Here is a 19,268-nt window from a genome sequence, read left to right as displayed (position 1 = left end):
CAAACAATATAGATAATATGCAGACTCCTTCCTCAGACAGCTACATTCATTTCGGAACAAGGGCTTAATGTTTCCTACAAAAATTGGAAAGCAGTCAATAGTCCAAAAGCCATTCTCGTTTTTGCTCACGGATTTAATTCGCACAGTGGTTATTTCCAATGGGCTGCCGAACAATTATCTGCCCAACATTATGAAGTATACGGGATTGACTTTCCGGGCAGAGGGAACTCTGACGGAGAAAGGTATTACATAGCTGACTATGAACAGTTTGTAAAAGATCTTGATAAATTAGTGGACATTGTACAGTCAGCACATCCAGATTTGCCAACATTCTTGTTAGGTCATAGTGCAGGAGGTGTTTTGTCGGCCATATATGCGGTAGAGCATCAGGATAAACTCAGCGGTTTTATTTGTGAAAGTTTCGCGTTTCAGGTACCTGCCCCTGATTTTGCCGTAGCCGTTTTGAAAGGGCTAAGCCACTTATTTCCTCATGCACACGTATTGCGACTGAAAAACGAAGATTTTTCCCGTGATCAGGCAGCGGTTGACTTTATGAATAATGACCCGCTCATTGCGGATGAAGTTCAGCCTACTAAAACCATACAACAATTATCACTTGCCGACGAAAGACTGAAGGCGGAAATACCTACCATAAAACTGCCACTGCTGATACTTCACGGCACAGCCGACAAAGCAACTAAGCCAAGTGGAAGCCAATATTTTTATGACAATGCCTCATCAGAAGACAAAACACTAAAATTTTATGATGGACATTATCACGATTTATTAAATGACATAGACCGAGAAATTGTAATGAACGATATTCTAAGTTGGCTAAACAATAAAATAAGCTAACGAAAACTGCCACCGACCGGCTTTTGACAAAAGCCGGTCGGTGGCAGTACTGATTAGTTGTCGGAAGTAGGTTAACAGTCGTAATTCTGTTTGGCCGATATATGGAAAAATCGCCAAAGGCGATAACTAATTCTGTTTCAGCGGGCAATTCATCTAAAATTCACCATTCATGAAAACCTCAATCGGTATCTCGGCTGAAAACCGGGAAGTTGTTGCCCATCAATTAGCCAAACTACTGGCTGATGAATTTGTGCTCTATACTAAAACACTAAATGCACATTGGAATCTGGAAGGGATGGACTTCCATTTGGTTCATCTGTACTTCGAAGAACTCTATACGCAGTCGGCCGAGATTGTCGACGATGTAGCCGAACGCATTCGTCAATTAGGGCACTATGCCCCGGCCACGCTGAAAAATTTTCTTCAACTTACTCACCTGACCGAGCAGGATGAGAATGGTAATGACAGTCGAAGTTTGATCAAAAAACTGCTGAGTGACCATGAAAGCATTATTGACTTCATCCGGGGTAATATTGATGAGTTTGTCGAGGCCCATAAGGACGCAGGCACTAGTGATTACATTACCGGCCTACTGGAGAAACATGAAAAAATAGCCTGGATGTTACGAGCACATCTTAAGTAGATAGGGCAAATCCAAGACAATTAGTATGAACTAGTAATTCCAAAACTACCACCACATACAATAGACGCTCCCATTTATTCGATAGCGATTTTTAAAATTACAAAATCTGCAATTCACTGATTATTAATAATTTAATTTATTTTTAGTGTTAATATAAAAACTTTTTCAGGTTGGTATTTTATTGGTTAAGTAGTTCGCAGGGATTATAGTTGAACCGATAGATGGGCGCTATCGACAATCAGTTTTGAGCCGGTAGGTGTGAAATACCTACAGCTAATAACCCCAAGGATAGTAAAAGAGCTTTCATTAGACGCCGTGATCATGGGGAAGACTACGTATGATATACTGGCACCTGATCATCTGCCCTTCACCAAATAGGGAACAACGGTTGTGCTAACGCGGGACAAACAGGCCCAATCAGCTAACGCAACGGTAGTCTTTACCCAAGCAACTCCCGCTGACATAGTCCAGATGCTCACAAAGCGAGGGCATACCGAAGCAGTTATCATTGGCAGGGCTATATTAGTGAGTTTGTCAAAGCTAGTTTGGTGACTAATCTTTATGTAGTACTGAAGCCCGTGCTGTTTGGAAATGGTTTATCCCTACTAACTGGAGTGGAGATTGATTTTAAATTAAATCTAGTAGAGATCAAAAAACTAAATACCAACACCGTCCAGCTACATTATGCAGTAGATCACTAATCACCTTTGAGGTCTACTGCACCCACCCTATGTGTATTTTAATAGTCAAAATAAAAAACACCTGATTTTTGCATTGTTAATCCGTCTTGGTCTCAAGAAGGAGCGATTTATGAGATTGAGTCAACGGGAAGGACAAAATATTTATACGCTTTGTACATCTACCAGGGTAATGTCCCATACGGTATAGCTTTTGTCTCAAACGAGATAGTCCTTCCTTATATCAGCTGCTTATTTTGGCATGCCATACGCGTGTCTGCTGACGGGCTTTCCTCTTTCTATACACCCATGAACCGCTTTTTTTTACCCTTCCTTTTTCTGGCAAACCTTACGATTCTGTCCAGCGGATTGGCTCAGCAATCGGCTAGCCGGTCGAATGGAACGCTGCCTCATCAGACCCCTCAACGCATCCGCTTCGAGCATCTGACAGTGGCTGATGGATTGCCCGAAAATAGCATTGAATGTATGCTACAGGATCATTTAGGCTTCATATGGCTGGGTACGCAAGGAGGGCTAGCTCGATACGATGGAACCACGCTAGTCTCCTATCAGTATGATCCCCAAAAGCCGAATACCCTGAAAGGAGGACTGATTAAGGCGTTGTATGAAGATCGCAACGGGGATATCTGGATCGGTTGTGAAAGCCTCTTCCGCTATGAACGGGCTACCGGACGATTTATTGAATATCCCCAAAACTCCCCTGAAAAACTGGATCAACGTGTGGGATTCATCAATTTTATTAAGGAAGACAACCAGGGGAATTTATGGACGATTACAGTTAAGGATCAATTGCAGATATGGGTGCTTGATCGGCTAAATCCCCGTACCAAAACCTGGACCTACTTTCGACATAATCCTAAAGACAGCCATAGTTTAGCGAATAATGGTCTTTACTGGAATACCATAAATTCAATCCCTGATTGGTCTTTCGCTGAGGATGCGAATGGGAAAATATGGGTCGTAACCGAGGGCCCTGAAGGGAAAACGCTGCATTGGTTCGACCAGCAAACGGATCGTTTTACTCGTTATACACCTCCTGCTGCATTGACTAGTGCTTTTAAGGAAATCACTACGGTAAGCGTCGTTAAGCAGCAGCTCTATCTGGCGAGTAATCACCGAGGGTTGTTTCGATTAAATCTGCAGACGGGACAGCTTGACCAGCTTACCCATCAATCTACTCAGGCAAATAGCCTGCGTTCGGATACCGTGGTACAAACCCATCAGGATCGCTATGGGGTACTATGGGTGTCTACGAAACAAGGGCTGGACCGGTTGAATCTCGAAACAGGCGCGTTTACCCACGTTATCTCGAAGGCGAATGATTCGTCTACCCCCAGTGGCGGTATATTGAAATTTCTGCAGGAGATGCCCAACGGCGATCTATGGTTTGTTACCCGTAATGGGCTAAATTTTTATGATCGGCAGACTGGTCAGTTTGTACGCTATGAGCTCGACCCAACGCTGGGCGAAGGCACACTGCACGGCCGGGCAATTAACTCATTTTTAGTGGATAAAACAGGGTTGGTTTGGGTGGGTTCCTGGTCAGGTGGCTTGAGCAAACAAAGTCGGCTACTCACGTTTCCGTTACTGACCTCCGATCCCCAAAAACCGAATAGTCTACAAAGTCCGAGCGTTTCGGCGGTTTATGAGGCACCATCGGAACCAGGAATTATCTGGTTTGCCACGGAAACGGGCCTGGATCGATTCGATAAAAAAACAGGTATATACACCCATTATAAGTACAACAGGCTAAATAGTCACTCCATTGGTGAAGGCAAGGTAGTCGCTATGGCCGAAGACCGGAAGGGGCGATTCTGGGTCGCTACGGGTAGCAACGGCCTATATCAGCTAAATCGAAAAACAGGCCAGTTCACACAATTTGCTCATAATCCGGCTCAGCCTAATAGCTTGATGATTAATTACCTGAATAAGTTGCTGGCGGCTTCGGACGGAACCCTCTGGATAAGCACCGTCGTTGGACTTGACCATTTCGACCCCGATCGCCAAACATTTACCCATTATTATAAAACGGAGTCCACATATACGCCCGCCCTATTCGATCAAATTAACCAGTTAGCTATCCCGAAACGACAGGTAGCGGCCATTGTACGGCCTGGGCCGAATGTAGACAGAACCGTAAACTTTAGCTTAACGCAGCCTGAAGACCTGTTCGTTGTCGCTGGAGTTGACGTGTTTACATTCGAGAAACTTAGTTATGGCTGGATCGAAGATGCTGCCGGGAAAATTGTCTGGGAGTATTCGGCATCCAACAGCGTAATCGATGGAGCTTATCCTAATGTCAGACTGCAGGCCAATGTAATTCGGCTACAGGCTGGTCAGTATCGACTCCGCTATCACTCCGGTAAAGAATATGCTTATGGAAAGTGGACACACGCTCCGCCCACCCACCCTGAATTATGGGGCGTTCAGCTTATCCAACTAAATTCGCCGGAAGTCCTGACTCTGAATCGTTTACTGAAAAAGCGATTTTCAAACGGAATGTCCAATGCGTCTCTCTTTCCGCTTCGGGCAGATGCCAGCGGGCGCATATGGATTGGTTCCAACAGTGGGGGAGTCGTCGTGTTTTACCCTGCTACGGGGGCGTTTAAATCGCACTATGATTTTTTTGAAGGGCCTATTTCTACGCCAACGCTATTGGCCGATAAACAAACAGGCGGTTTCTGGGTAGGCGATCTCACGCGTGGCTTATTATTGCTGGATCAGCAGGGCAAAACAACCAAGCGCTACAGCCTAACGGACGGTTTGCCAAGCAATACAGTACGTTCCCTTCAACCAGACAAGGAATATCTATGGATCGCCACCGACAATGGCTTGTGTTGGTTAAATCCCCAAACTGGACAGCTTCGGTCTTTTGGCCTACGAAATGGCTTACAAAGTTTGGCCTTTACAACCGATGCGTCGTGTAAAACCAGCGATGGCGAATTATACTTTGCGGGACCTAAAGGAGTAAATGTCTTTTATCCTGGCCAGCTCCAATTCGACTCAGCCGTCCCCCCTGTAGTCCTAACAGATCTGTTCATCAATGGCCAGCCCGCTACGCTTGGCCCTGATGGGCAACTACCCAATCATATTTCGATCACGAAAGAAATTACCCTGCCTCATGGCCAAAACGATCTTACGTTACAGTTTGCTGCGCTGAGCTATAACCGAGGTAGCGAATCGCAGTATGCCTTTAAATTATCTCCGATCGATACCGCCTGGGTGCCCATAGGAGCCACTCGGCAGGCTCGCTTTCTGGATTTACAGCCCGGTACCTACACCTTTCAGGTCAAAGCGGCCAATGCCGATGGGGTCTGGAATGAAAAAGGAACGAGTGTTCAAATAACGATTTTGCCTCCCTGGTGGCGTACCTGGTGGGCGTATTTACTTTATTTATTGTTTTTTGGCGCTCTGTTGCGAACCTATATCGTGTACCGTTCACGAACATTGCGTTGGGAGAATCGGATGCTGGAAGAAAAAGTGGCCCAGCGCACCAACGAAGTTCAACAGCAGAAGGAAGAAATCGAAACCCAGCGAGACTATCTGGAAGAAACCCTAACTGAACTGAAATCCACCCAGGATCAACTTATCCAGAAAGAGAAACTCGCCAGCCTAGGCGAATTAACAGCCGGTATCGCCCACGAGATTCAAAACCCCTTGAACTTTGTCAATAACTTCGCAGAAGTCAGTGCCGAGCTCGTTGAAGAATTAAAAGACGAACTGGATCGGGGTGATACCCAGGAAGCCAAAGCCATCGCGAATGACCTGACACAAAATTTGCAAAAGATTCATCACCACGGTGGCCGGGCCAGCAGCATCGTCAAAGGTATGTTGGAACACTCTCGTACTGATTCGGGCGAAAAGCAGCTTACCAACCTGAACGCCTTGGCCGATGAATACCTCAAGATAGCCTACCATGGCTTCAAGGCTAAAAATAAAACTGGATCATCGGACCGTTTTAACTGCGAGTTAGTCACCGACTTTGACCCTACCCTAGCGCGGATAGAAGTGGCTCCTCAGGAAATAGGACGAGTATTACTAAATCTGTATAACAATGCTTTCTATGCCGTTTCTGAGCGAGCCAGGCAAGTCAACGATCCCGAATATAAACCGACCGTTGAGGTCCATACGAAGCGCCAATCGGATCGAATCGTCATTCAGGTGCGAGACAATGGTACGGGAATTCCCGAGTCAGTAAAAGCTAAGATTTTCCAGCCGTTTTTCACCACCAAGCCTACGGGAGAAGGGACAGGATTAGGCTTGTCGATAAGTTATGATATTATTACGAAGGGGCATGGTGGAACACTCGCCATGGAAAGTGCAAAGGAGAAAGGCACAGAATTTACAATTAAGCTACTGCTAAAAGCTCTATAAGTTATTTTCGATCTAACAACATCGCCTTTTACTGAACTTAGCAAAATTAAATCTCTTATAACTATGCTAAAAAAAATACTCACTGTTATAGGCTTATTAGTCATTTATTCAGCAAATGCTACTGATACCTTATTTGTTGTGAGAGACACTATGCTGCTCAACAAAGACTATATTCGATTAAGACCTATTACTTGGAAGTTTCATGAAGGCAAAAATGAGAAATGGGCTGTAAAAGATTTTGATGATTCAAGCTGGCAGGAAGCTACACTTGAAGAGGTCGAAAAAATGCAAACAAATGCTAAAGACTACTGCTTTAGGCTTCATTTTAGAACAGAATCTTCTCCCGATAATCCATTATATATTCGTACGAGTTTAGGGATACCATCTTTACTATTTCTAAATGGGAAACAGATTAACCATGATAAAAAAGAGTTCAGTTTTAGTGATTACAAGATTGATTATACAATAAATAATCCGGTTCTGATAGATATGTATAAAGAAAACACAATTACAATCTTTTCGGATTTCAGCGTTAGAAATTTTATAAAAAATAAAACTTGTATAGCCCCATCGATTCAAGTTAGTCCTCAATTAATAACTGCCAAGTCGATGCAAAATCAAAAAATCAGGATTCAGAGGTATTATATGATGCTTAGCTCAACAGCAGCGGCACTAGCCTTACTTACATTTTTTTCCTGGTTTTTAGTATTTCAGGACAGAAAAGATAAAAGTATGGTATGGATAACTACCATTATATTTATCCAGTTAGCCGGAGGAATATTAAATCTTTTTAGAGAAGAACTCACTTTATATTTAAAAGATCTTACTATTTTTGATTTAATTAACAATCTTATTACTGTACTATGGGTATGTTTAATTCCAGCCGTAATTTCAAATGTTGTATTAAATAAAACAGATAAAATTGCCAAATACTTTTCCATATTTAGCCTAGTTGCTTATGAGGCTCCAGACTTTTTCACTACTAGTGTTCTCGTTGAAAAATTTGGAGGCATTTTCAAGTTAGCTTTAGGTATTATTATTGTCATCTATATTGTTGTCTTATTCAAAAATAATCTATCAAAACTAAGCAAGCCACAATGGGCTGTAATACTAGGTTTATTTATAACGCTTATGTCAGGAATCATTACAATTGTAATGGACTCCTATTTTTCAATAGAGTATACAACCTATTATTTATTAACATTTATCACTTATATTTCATTTCCTGTTTCTCTGTTGATTTACGCATCTCTAAGCTTGAGACAAAATTTTGTTACTATTCAGGAAAAAGCCCATCAGGTAACTAAACTAAGTGCCGAGAAAGAAAAAATTCTAAAGGATCAAAACCAACTCCTCGAACAGCAGGTCGAAGCCCGTACTGCTGAATTAAAAGCCTCGCAGGTTCAACTCATCCAGAAGGAAAAACTGGCTAGTCTGGGTGAACTAACGGCGGGCATTGCTCACGAGATTCAAAATCCCTTGAACTTTGTCAACAACTTCTCGGAGGTCAGTGCCGAGTTGGTTAGTGAAATCCAGGATGAAGAAGCCAAATCTGATCGCGATGTAGAATTGATTCAGGATCTGCTCACCCACCTCAACAGTAATCTGCAAAAGATCCATCACCACGGCGGTCGGGCCAGCAGTATCGTTAAAAGTATGCTCGAGCACTCACGCACCGAATCGGGCGAGAAACGACCTACAGACCTGGCCGCTCTGGCCGATGAATACCTTAAGATTGCCTTTCATGGGATGAGGGCCAAGGACAAGTCCTTCAACTGCGAATTAATCACCGACTTTGACCCAGGTCTGGAGCAAGTCGTAGTCGCCCCTCAGGAAATCGGCCGGGTACTGCTTAACCTATATAACAATGCCTTTTATGCGGTTTCGGAACGGGCTAGACAAGGTAAAGATTCCGATTATAAGCCAAGGGTTGAGGTTCGTACAATTCGTGACTCGAACTTTCTCCAGATTCAAGTACGGGACAATGGCATCGGTATTCCAGAGTCGGTAAAGAGCAAGATTTTCCAGCCGTTCTTCACTACCAAGCCCACGGGCGAAGGAACGGGATTGGGCCTTTCGTTGAGCTATGATATTGTCACCAAGGGACATGAGGGAACGTTAAGAGTGGACAGTCAGGCGGGTGAAGGGACTATGTTTGTCATTGAATTACCACAACGACAAAAAAACAATTTCTAGGTGTAACCTCGTACCCTAAAACGCCCCAATTAAGCAGCAGACACATGTGCTCCTCATCATTTCAGTTGGGAGGGTATTTTGAGAATGTCCGGTTTAAATTTAATAGCTGTCCGACCCAATCTCTAGTTTACCGATTTGCCCTCAATTCAAATAATGCTTTTTGTAGTGGTTAGGGCTAATCCCGGTTTGTTTCTTGAATAAGCGGGAGAAGTAAGGTGGGTTTTCAAAACCTAGCCGATAGGCAGTTTCCACCACGGTATAAGCTCCGCCATTGAGCAGATTCTTGGCCTCCGAGACCAAGGCGATGTGAATGAGCTCCAAGGCGGTTTTCCCCGTTTCCTGCTTCAACAGATCGCTCAGGTATCGTGCCGACATGTGCAGCTCAGCCGCAATCATAGCCACCGTAGGTAATCCTTTTTCCTCTAACAATCCTTTCTCAAGGTACGCTGATAAAATGGCATTGAACTTAGTCGCTGTTGTTCCGGATCCGATCGTACGATTTAGGAACTGTCGTTTATAAAAGCGCTGGGAGTAGTTGAGGATCGATTCAATATGGCCCAGAATAATGTCCCGGGTGAACTCGTCCTGGTTGTTCGTATATTCGACCTCTATTTTCCAGTAAAGCTCCCAAATAATCTGCTGCTCCTTTGGGGATAGATGAAGTGCTTCATTCAGTTCGTAGTTGAAATAGCTGTACTTCTTAATGGCCGTATGCAGCGGATGGCCGCTTAGGTAATCGGCATGAAACCAGATCTCGAAGCCTTCACTTTCCAGGGCGATATCCTTCATTTGTATAGCCTGCTGTGGTTTCATAAAATACATCGATCCGCTCTGGTGGTCGTAGCGTGTCCTGCCGTAGCGGATCTCCCCGGAGCGAAGTGGTTTCAAGGCGATAATGTAGAAATCCGTCGTCACTTCATAGCTGGATATGCTCCGCAACGGGTTACAGGTAAAGAGCGTCAGTAGCGGATTTTCCGGTCCTGGATAATTATTGCAGTGATGTACATCACTCAGGCTTTTGAAATGCATATGATGAAACGTTACGATCAGCCTAGACACAGGCCCAGGCTGATCGGTTATAAACGGACGACTACTTGATGCCCCTAGAGGCCATGGGCTTCAATAGCAACCGGATTCCACTCTTCCCAGCTAGCCAGCCGCTGCTCATAAACCGCTTTGGCCAGCGGGAGCGCTTTTTTGCCCAGGAACAAGCGCAGCGGAGGATTTGTTGCATCGACTAGTTTTAGAATAGCTGCCGCTGTTGCTTTTGGATCGCCGTAGGTATCACTTTCGGTCATGGCCGGATTTGAATAAAGCGCGGTCCGTACCTGGTCGTAGGCTGTAACAGGCTTACTTTGGATCGTTGATGCCGTAAAGTCGGTAGCAAATCCATTTGGCTCGACGATCGTGACATGAATACCCATGTCTTTGGTTTCCAGGTAAAGGGCTTCACTAAAGCCTTCGACCGCAAATTTACTGGCACTGTAGATCCCTACGGAAGGAAATGTATAGACACCCAGCGCACTGGATAGTTGCAGAATATGGCCACTGCCCTGTGCTCTTAGTATGGGTAAGGCAGCCTGGGTGATCCATAGTGACCCAAACAGATTCGCTTCAATGATGTCCCTCGACTCCTGCTCGCCGAGTTCTTCCACCATGCCAACGACACCCATTGCTGCATTATTGATTACGACATCCACCCGACCAAAATGAGATTTTGCCTTTTCCAGTGCTGCAAAGCAGGCTGCCCTGTTGGTTATATCCAGTTCTAGCGGCAGCACCGCGCGGCCATACTTTTCGACCAACTCGGTTAGTCCGCTACCCTTTCTTGAGGTAACAACGACCTGGTCACCTCGCTCCAAAAAAGCTTCTGCCCAAATTCTGCCAAATCCGCGGGATGCCCCCGTAATAAAAATTGTCTTCACCATTGCCTCTTCTTTTTTTTGATGAGGCAAAATTACCCGGTTGGCCACCCGCGCTCCTTATACAAAACAGCAGAATACGGATACGATTTTACGACGAAGCCAAAGGAAAGCTGTTCCAGTACCGACTTGTAAAGGATGACTAGTGGCGGAAGCGTCGCGTAAAATACCCAATTAAAGAAGTTGATACTTGAGATTTTCTTCGTCGCACACAGGAGGGTATTTTGAGATTTTCTAACTGTCAGGTACAAAATGAATTTGTGTAATTAACTTATCGGGGTAGGTCCTGACCCGAACAAGATAAAAACTAGTTGTCCATCTACATTTTACCGTTAAGTCATTTCATCTAACGATTATTGTTTGGAGACAGCTCTTTTTACCCGTTGGCCCTCTGGAAAGATTCCGGAAGCATGGCTAAAGCCAAACCTGTCTGAAAGCTTTTGGGATGCTGCCTTTAAAACACTACCTGTTGAGGATTATATCAGAGCGATGCTTGAGCATAAAACCATATTAGACCCGACAGTATTCATTGATAAAAATGGGTCAACAAACCCGGCCAGAAGCCAAGCTGCTAGAGTGCGTACAACAGCCCATTGGGAAATTGATAAACGTTTTACTAAGCTGGCTTTGGACCGCGGGGTACCCGTCTGTACAGGTACCGATACGGACAAGGAAAAATTCGTTCAGCAGGAAATAAAAACGCTAGTCCACGATTGTGGCTTTAGCCCTATGCAAGCTATTGTTAGTGCAACGAAACATGACGCAATGGCACTTGGTATTGATGATAGAACAGGCACAATCCAGCCAGGGAAAATAGCGAATCTGGTTATCTTGTCCGCTAATCCGGCTGAAAACATTGATAATTTAGACAAAGTGGCGTTGGTCATTAAAAATGGACGAATGTTCAACGCCAAATAATGATCCATAAAAATACTTTAGTATCACTTAAAACGCCCAATTTATGGGGATGTTCAGGGAGCAATGACCAAGAATCAATCGTTGCCCCCTGAACGAGCGTTTACAAGCCGCTGATAACGCGGGCATAGACATTATTACTCAAATTTCCATCGTAGGTCAGGCTCAGATCATCGGCAAAGGATAGCAGAAAACTCTTTTGTTTCTTAAAGCGACACCTGTATCCATTGACAATCTCACCACTGAGCAAATCAGCTTATTAGGTTTGGGTCGTTCTAGGAGAATGGCAGTCCTTTGCTCTGGATGATGAGGCCCCTGCTTTATTAGGGCAGATTGGTTTGCCCTCAAATCGCGTGATTGGCAATATACAAGTAAGCGGCTTTGTCAAAAGCGATTTTATAAAAGCCCTTTCAACCTATTTGATAGCGTATCCATAAATACAAATACAGTCCATTAAATTATAATTAAAATACTGATTATCAGCCAATTAACTTAATCGAAATTTAATACCGTTCACTCAATTTATGATAGATAGTCTATGGCCTATGAATGACATTTGAAAGCACCCTTTAAACTTTCAAGAGTCACAATGGAAACGAACTTGAGTATCGATCAGTGTAGAATAGTTCCCAATGTGGAAAATCAAATAACCGATTTTGTAAAGAGTAAGCTAGTTCCCTCTCTTAACCCGAAATGACATAAAAATCTGAATGTCAGCAACTTGCTCAACGATAAGTTCCTACCTCGCTTATGAAGTACTTTATCTGTTTCCTGTTACTCGTCCTCATTTCCTGTAAGCACAATCAAGATACCCCAGTAGCGACCAACACAAACGCGCCGACCTCATTTGACCAGATCAGACAGGTAGTCGTTCGCTCAGCCGACAGCCCGCTGGGACAGGTTTTCCATAGCCCAGACATCAACAAAGATGTACTGGTATTCGGCACCAAAAACAGTTACGGCTACCTCAAGCAGGTGCAGTTCGTGCTTGTTACGGATGCCAGCACAAAAGAGTGGATTTTATACGAATTCAATTCCAGCTACTTACCTATCTGGGCGCGGCTGTCGAAGGGCTATACGATCGGCTTTACGAATTACAATATGACCAGCAGAACGGTGACCATAACGGGTTACCAGACCGACACGCGAGCTAAGCTGGGGGCTATGGATGGGGTCAAACTAGACCAGAATGTATTTGACTGGGCCAGTGGGGCGCAGACGATACTTGATCAGGACCTGCGAACGGCGCGGGTAGCCAGTCAGTGCAGTCAGAGCCAGTACAAGGCAGCAGCAGCCGGGTATTTTGCGGTCAATGCGGCTGGTTGTGCGTTGGGAATCAGCGAATTCGGCACTGGCATTGGCATTCCTGCTGCCATTCTGAGTATCTACAACACCTATCAGAGTTGTAAAAGCGCACTGGGCGTATTGGGCAATATTGCCTCCGGCCAGCCAGCTGTCGGTTGCCCATCGGCTCAGGACATTGCCAATAATGGAGCGTCCTGTCTGGAAGGTGAGCTGAACGCATTTTCGGGCAATCCCTACAATTTCGTGCAAAGCTGCGCGTCGGGCATTCTGGCCAACGCAGCGGCAGCGGCTGCCTGTGACTGCAAGCCGACCGACGATCCCCTACCCGCCCGCAGCACAGGTGACCCACACCTGCGCACGCTCGACGAACTCTATTATGATTTTCAGGCCTACGGCGAATTTACCGCCCTAAAAGCGACGGCGGGTGATCTGGAAATTCAGGTTCGGCAGGAAGATTACAACAATACGGGCGTGGCAACGGTCAACACGGGCGTGGCCGTTCGGATGGGCAGTGATGTGGTTTGCGTACTGGTGAACCCCAACCGACTGTACGTCAATAAGGTACTAAAAACGGACGCGTTTACTAGTTTACCGCTCAGCAATGGCACCACGCTCACTAAAGATGGCAACGACCTGACCTTGACCAACGCCCAGAATGAAAAAGTAACGATTGAGTGGCGTGGCGGTTATTATTTGCTCGATTATCTGGTAACCCTCAAAGCGGCCCGGGCCGGGCAGGTAAGCGGTCTCTTGGGGAACTTCGATGGCACACCGGGCAATGACCTTATGCTCAGCACCGGTGCGGCTGTCAACCGCTTTACTGACAATATAACGGGTCCGTACGCCGATAGCTGGCGGATTCAGCAAGCGCAGTCGCTGTTTGTCTATGAGTCCGGGAAAACGACGGACTCCTATACCAATCGCAACTTCCCACGCACCAGCGTGACCCTGACGGATGAGCGCAAACAATGGGCCGAGGGTATTTGCCAGAATGCCGGCATCTCTGATCCTGATTATCTGCAGGACTGCATTTACGACGTAGCCATAACGGGTGAACCAACGATTGCGGAATCGGCCGCCTGGGGCCAGAAAGCGGATGGCGTTCCAACCTCACTGCCACTGGCGGCCAACAGCGATTTTAACCAATTCCTGAATGTACGAATGGAGCTTTCGAGTACACAGACCGATCTGGACCAACTAAATCTGCTCGACTTCGATGCTGGTAAAGTGTATAAACTGCGTGATGGTGCAGCCCACGCAGCTACGATCGACGCCGTTGGAACGGAGTACTGCGGTAGCAACCTGACAACACCTTTCACGCTCAAAACATGCGATCAGTCGTGTGGCACGGGCCCGATCTGGAACGTGATCAGCAGTCAAAACTGGCCGACGCTTCAGCGGGGAACGCTGCTTTATGTGGGCGCTAACAATAATCCGGGCATTCTGTTAAGCCAATGGAACAGCATTCAGCAGTCCAGTGATATAAAAGCGCTGGTCCGCTCTAATTTCGACAAAGACAATACGTTCTCATCGGTGGTATTGGAGAGTAGTGGTACCGACCAGAATACGTGTTTGCCGACCTATCTTCAGAATCGGTTTCTGTATACGTTTATAACGGGTCAGGGCAAGCTTGGCCTGTTTCGGATTACGGGCAATGGCACCACGGCCGAAGGACGCCGGTGGTATACTATGGACATTAGAATTCAGAAATAGGGCGTTCGCATCGTTGAATCGAGCGGTATCACTGGTCGATTCAACGATGCGAACGCCCGGTTGCGTCATGGGATGAAACGGCGCATTGCGAATATGCTCAATGCGTTCCCCTTTCAGATATTGCTTTAGATAATCAGACACATAGGCAGGCCCATTGTCAGACAGCATGTGGGGATGTTGACCGCTTTTCAGGTTGCTCGCTTTCAGAGCCGCTTGCATGTAAGTAAGCGTGTAGTCCCACATTGAGCTGGTTTACCCTCTTTTATTATTGGGATTGACATGTTCAAAGAAACCTCTTCCCGTTTTAAATGTCTGATTGTAATAGATGCCAATACGAACAAACCTACCGATCACAGTCAGCCAGTGTGGCGGTCACGATCCGTTGCTTACCGTTGTTCTCAATGGTCTGTTTGGTGGCAATGTTACGGCTGTTCTTAACTACGTTGATCAGTTTATACTCTGTCACTAAAACGGCTTTGCCGGTCGGGTCTACTTCATAGCCTTTTATGCTGGTATAACTATTGCTCATCCAGGGTAAGGTGTAGAAAATATCAAAAGGCAATCCGTGCGCAGATAAGAGTGACTCGGCATTGGTAGTAGTCCGATCAATGGTAACATCTTCATAATAATACCCGCCCTTTCCATCTGGCTCACTAACTCTGAAATTACCCTGAGTATCGTAGCTATATTGAGTTTCAAACGATGTACTGATCGTAGGGTCGGCATCGGCTTGTATCTTGGTAATTCGATCCCGTTCGTCGTAGGTAAGGCTGGTCGTTAAAAACGGCTTATTGCCTAGCTTATCCACTAGTTTGGTCAGTTTTCCATCTGTCCAGGTAAAGCTAACGGCATCACCAATACCTCTGTCTGTTACCTTGGCAGGTGTTTTTCCGTTCACAGTAATAGTCGCTTCCCTAATCTGATTCGTGCTGGTATAGCTGAAGGTGTAGAGATAGGTGTCCTTAAGGGAAGTCGTATTTTTTGGGACATCGATCATCATTTTGGCAATAAAACCGGCCTCATTGTAGGTGTACGTATAGGTGTACCCATTCCCCCGGTCGATAAATAGAAGTTTGCAACTGGCATCTGTCTGGCCGGGTGGATTTACATCCGACGGATTGCAGTTCAATATGATTTGCGCCATCATACAAAGTACAAGGGCAAGGCGAAGCTGTTTCATGGGGTTGGTGTGTTGCTGAGATCAGGCCAGTAATTTCTCAATTGACGCCTGGCATAACTGGTGAGGATGGTAGGTCATGAATTCTTCGCGTAGGCGCTTTACATTACGCTGGTACGAAGGGTCGGCCAGCACCTTCTTCACACTTTCCCGAACTTGAGCCGAGGTGGGTGTTTCGGTTTTTAGGCTGACGCCCAACCGGAAGTAATTGATACGAGCGGCAATTTCACTTTTGCCTTCGTGTATCCCGGCGGCTACCATGGGTAAGCCATTCTGAGCAGCCATCAGTACGCCACCGTAGCCAGCATTGGTAACGAACACACTGGCCAGTGGCATTACCTCCTGAAAATCAATATAATCCTCAATCAGTAGATTTTTTTCTGAAAATCTGGCTCGTAAGGCAGCTGTACCTGTCCCGCCCGTTGTGGCGATAACCAGCGTGTTCGGGTCGTTTCGGAAAGCCTCGAGTGTAGGAACCAGCAGCTTTTCCGGGTCACGCTCTACGGTTCCCTGCGTAACTAGTACAATCCGTTGATAGCGATTTAACTTAACAGCCGGATAGAATGGGCGTTGATCACCTGTCTGGTGCGGTAAGAGTGGCCCAACAAATTGAACGGTTGGACTGACCACATTTCGTGGATACTCAAAGCCAGGTACGCCACTCTGCCAGTAGATATCCACTCGCCGAACTAACGTATCGAAAAAGAGCCTATCTGTTACAGCCAAGCCGTATTGTTTCGCGAATGTGTTGAACAGGTTAGTACAGGGTTTAAATAGAATATTCGTGGTTACGTACCGAAGGAAATCCTGCTTCAGGCGACCCCAAAACGCAGGGGAAGGCTCCAATCCCATGCCCGCTGGTGGAAGATTCGTAGAGGTTTCCCCCAGGGGGGCAATCCCAACGGCAATGACGGGCACCTTGAGTACGCATTTTATGAATGGAGAGGCCATAAAAAAAACGTCACAAATCACCAGGTCAAATGGGAACTCCTCCTGAATCGCTTTTAGATCGGCCATAAACTCAGGAATCCGCAATAGGAAGATGTTCTTCATGTCGAAGCGCAGACGATCAACGGTACCTTTTATGCGTTGTCGTTCGGGGAAAACCTGCTCCAGATTGAGCTGATTAATCTCCTGTGCCTGTCGAAAGCTGTAATAGGGAATAGACAATTTTTGAATGGCTGGCGCATAGCTCGGGCCACTGTACCAGCGCACGTCGTAGCCCTGATTCTGGAGGTGAACGGCCAGCCCTGTCAGTGGCTTGAGATGGCCATCCATCGGCATGGTGGCGAACAGGATTCGTTTAGAAAACATTTGGTTTGATACAGAATTGCGATGTTTAAGACAAAGCAAGTCTATACCTGTCGGTTTGCCCGGCGCACTTATTTAAAAGCACTGAATGAGTATGTAAAAGCCCGTTTCATCCTGTCGATGTGAAACGGGCCCTGAAGATAATGATGCTTATAATTAATCTGTTACACAGCTTTTATCACATCGACTTAGCGTAAAAAGCCTTTAGATTATCCCGGTAATTACGCGTCCATTTCAACTGTTGACCGTTTTTTAATTTGACGATATAGTCCCCATTGAAATAGGTTTCTACTTCAGCAATGTAGTTCAGGTTAACAATATAGGAACGGTGAATACGGACAAAATCGGCCGGATCGAGTTTTGTTTCCAGACTGGTCAGGCTTTCATAGATAGTATGCCGTTCCAGTCCTGCTCCGGCGTTTCTATCACTCCGGTTCTCTGTGTGTAGTGTAATATAATTCCCGTCGGCGTCAAGATGACTTATTTCATCGGTGTTAACGAAATACATTCGCCCCGTTTCTTTGACCAGAATCCGGCGCAGGTAAGCACCCCTGGGTTGCGAAGCCTGTTCTGTTATTAACTGATTGACCAAGGTTTCGATGCGGGGCTGAGCTTGTTGAGCCAAACGCTCCTGCACACGTCCGAGTGCCTGATAAAACCGCACTTCGTTGAATGGTTTGAGCAGATAATCAATAGCGTTGACCTCGAAGGCCCGAAGGGCATACTGGTCATATGCCGTAGTAAAAACGACAAATGGCTGGTGATGGGGCCATATTTCTGTTAATACTTCGAAGCCGTCAAACTCGGGCATCTGAATATCCAGAAAAATAAGATCAGGCCGGTGCTGTAGAATTTTGATAACAGCTTCCGCACCGTTTCCGGCCTCATCGACGATGTTAATTGACGGATCGGTTTGCAGAAACGTGCGAATGACCCCTCGGGCCAGCACTTCATCATCAATGATGATTGAGCGATAGATGGGCATGATTGGATGTGGTTAGCAAGCTGGTTTGACAGGGGAAGGTTAGTAGAACGATGGTACTACCACCAGTTGGTTGATCAAATTCGAAATGAGCGGCTTTCCCATAGGCCTGTTGCAGGCGCAGACGGGTATTGTTCAAGCCCAGGCCGCTACCGCCACTCCGCCCATTCCGGCGTTGGCCGACGCCATTGTCAAAAACAGTAATCTGAATATCTCCAGACCGTTTTCGGGTTGTGATCCGAATCAGCGCATCGGTCGTTAAGCCCGATATTCCGTGCGTAACGGCATTTTCAACCAACGGCTGTAGCAGGAGTTGAGGCACCAGGCAATTCTCTGTGTCAGGGTCAATGTCGTACTCGATGCGTAGCCGGTCCTGAAAACGAATCTGCTGAATAGCCAGATACTGCTGGGTCAGGTTTAGCTCATCGCGCAGGGACAGGAAGTTCGTGTCCTGGTGGGCGAGTACTCCTCGTAGCAGATCACTTAAGGCTGTGACCATGTCGATTGCTTTGCGCGTGTCATTTTGTAGCATCAGGCTCACAATGGCGTGGTGTGTATTGAACAGAAAATGAGGATTCAACTGCATCTTCAGCGATTGAAGCTGGGCGCTGGTCAACTGCGTTTTTAATTGCTCATTGTTCAGTTCATAGGTAAGATTTTGCTCTTTAAGTGCCTGAAATTGATACGTATAAACGATGATACTATAGCCTACCACAACCAGCAGATAAGTAATAACCGAGAGTGAGTATGAATAAAAAAACCAGTATAGGATATTGACAGGACCAATCCATTGCCCGGTTTCATAGAAGAATAAATGTAAGAGACACCCATACGAAACAACCGCGATCAGCAGCGCATACAGCGACGCAATCAGTACATGGATCACAATCATCTTCCCCCAACTGGCTTTGTTTTCCATGAGCCGAATGGGAAATCGGTGGGCTGCGTATAGAATCAACGGTGTAAATCCCAGCCACATCAAATACGTAATTAGCCATTGAACCGAAGACGCGATATACATCTTCGACTTTCCCTCCACCAGCCAAACCAGTGTGTGCTGGATATAGGAAATAATGGATAGAATCCCCCAAAACACAAAAGCGTATCGCCAGAACTGTCGACTGGAGATGGGAATGTTGGCTTGCTTTAAAAGTTTGTCGATGCTCGTCATGGTTGA

Annotated in this window: 12 protein-coding genes; 6 read left to right on the top strand and 6 right to left on the bottom strand. The window is 45.9% G+C overall.

Going from position 1 to position 19,268, the window contains the following annotated elements; translation table 11 throughout:
• Positions 1-12: 12 nt before the first annotated feature.
• The 4 genes from GO755_RS14020 (at position 13) to GO755_RS40915 (ending at position 8,766) form a co-directional block, all read left to right on the top strand.
• A complete protein-coding gene (locus GO755_RS14020; protein WP_317165871.1) occupies positions 13-855 on the top strand; it encodes an alpha/beta hydrolase in 843 nt (280 codons plus the stop codon).
• Between the two features lie 169 nt (positions 856-1,024).
• Positions 1,025-1,498 (top strand): Dps family protein, encoded by a 474-nt coding sequence (locus GO755_RS14015; RefSeq protein WP_157585740.1) that lies wholly within the window; start codon positions 1,025-1,027, stop codon positions 1,496-1,498.
• Positions 1,499-2,484: 986 nt separating this feature from the next.
• Entirely contained in the window at positions 2,485-6,570 is a 4,086-nt protein-coding gene (locus GO755_RS41985) for a two-component regulator propeller domain-containing protein (RefSeq protein WP_157585738.1), read from the top strand.
• Positions 6,571-6,633: 63 nt separating this feature from the next.
• Positions 6,634-8,766, top strand: coding sequence for a sensor histidine kinase (locus GO755_RS40915; RefSeq protein ID WP_227686951.1), 2,133 nt, complete (start codon positions 6,634-6,636; stop codon positions 8,764-8,766).
• Between the two features lie 141 nt (positions 8,767-8,907).
• On the opposite strand, the gene GO755_RS14000 is transcribed toward GO755_RS40915, so the two are convergent.
• Entirely contained in the window at positions 8,908-9,795 is an 888-nt protein-coding gene (locus GO755_RS14000; protein ID WP_157585736.1) for a helix-turn-helix domain-containing protein, read from the bottom strand.
• 74 nt (positions 9,796-9,869) lie between these two features.
• On the bottom strand, positions 9,870-10,694 hold the full coding sequence (locus GO755_RS13995; RefSeq protein ID WP_157585734.1) for an SDR family NAD(P)-dependent oxidoreductase: 825 nt from the start codon (positions 10,692-10,694) through the stop codon (positions 9,870-9,872).
• A gap of 354 nt (positions 10,695-11,048) precedes the next feature.
• On the opposite strand from GO755_RS13995, the gene GO755_RS13990 reads away from it, so the two are divergent.
• On the top strand, positions 11,049-11,606 hold the full coding sequence (locus GO755_RS13990; RefSeq protein ID WP_157585732.1) for an amidohydrolase family protein: 558 nt from the start codon (positions 11,049-11,051) through the stop codon (positions 11,604-11,606).
• Between the two features lie 747 nt (positions 11,607-12,353).
• On the top strand, positions 12,354-14,621 hold the full coding sequence (locus GO755_RS13985) for a VWD domain-containing protein (RefSeq protein WP_157585730.1): 2,268 nt from the start codon (positions 12,354-12,356) through the stop codon (positions 14,619-14,621).
• 343 nt (positions 14,622-14,964) lie between these two features.
• On the opposite strand, the gene GO755_RS13980 is transcribed toward GO755_RS13985, so the two are convergent.
• The 4 genes from GO755_RS13980 to GO755_RS13965 all read right to left on the bottom strand — a co-directional run bounded on the left by GO755_RS13980 (position 14,965) and on the right by GO755_RS13965 (position 19,262).
• Complete coding sequence (locus GO755_RS13980; RefSeq protein ID WP_157585728.1) at positions 14,965-15,801, bottom strand: hypothetical protein; 837 nt, start codon at positions 15,799-15,801, stop codon at positions 14,965-14,967.
• A gap of 21 nt (positions 15,802-15,822) precedes the next feature.
• Positions 15,823-17,112, bottom strand: coding sequence for a glycosyltransferase (locus tag GO755_RS13975; RefSeq protein ID WP_227686950.1), 1,290 nt, complete (start codon positions 17,110-17,112; stop codon positions 15,823-15,825).
• A 175-nt stretch (positions 17,113-17,287) separates the two neighbouring features.
• A complete protein-coding gene (locus GO755_RS13970; protein ID WP_157585726.1) occupies positions 17,288-18,094 on the bottom strand; it encodes a LytR/AlgR family response regulator transcription factor in 807 nt (268 codons plus the stop codon).
• The gene (locus GO755_RS13965) at positions 18,066-19,262 is read right to left on the bottom strand and encodes a sensor histidine kinase (RefSeq protein ID WP_157585724.1); all 1,197 of its coding nucleotides are present in this window, start codon (positions 19,260-19,262) and stop codon (positions 18,066-18,068) included. Before GO755_RS13965 ends, GO755_RS13970 begins: the two co-directional genes overlap by 29 nt.
• Positions 19,263-19,268: the final 6 nt, after the last annotated feature.

Source organism: Spirosoma arboris (genome assembly GCF_009754945.1).
Classification (GTDB): domain Bacteria; phylum Bacteroidota; class Bacteroidia; order Cytophagales; family Spirosomataceae; genus Spirosoma; species Spirosoma arboris.
The sequence above is the reverse complement of the archived record's forward strand: the minus strand, read 5'-3'. Positions and strand labels throughout refer to the sequence as shown.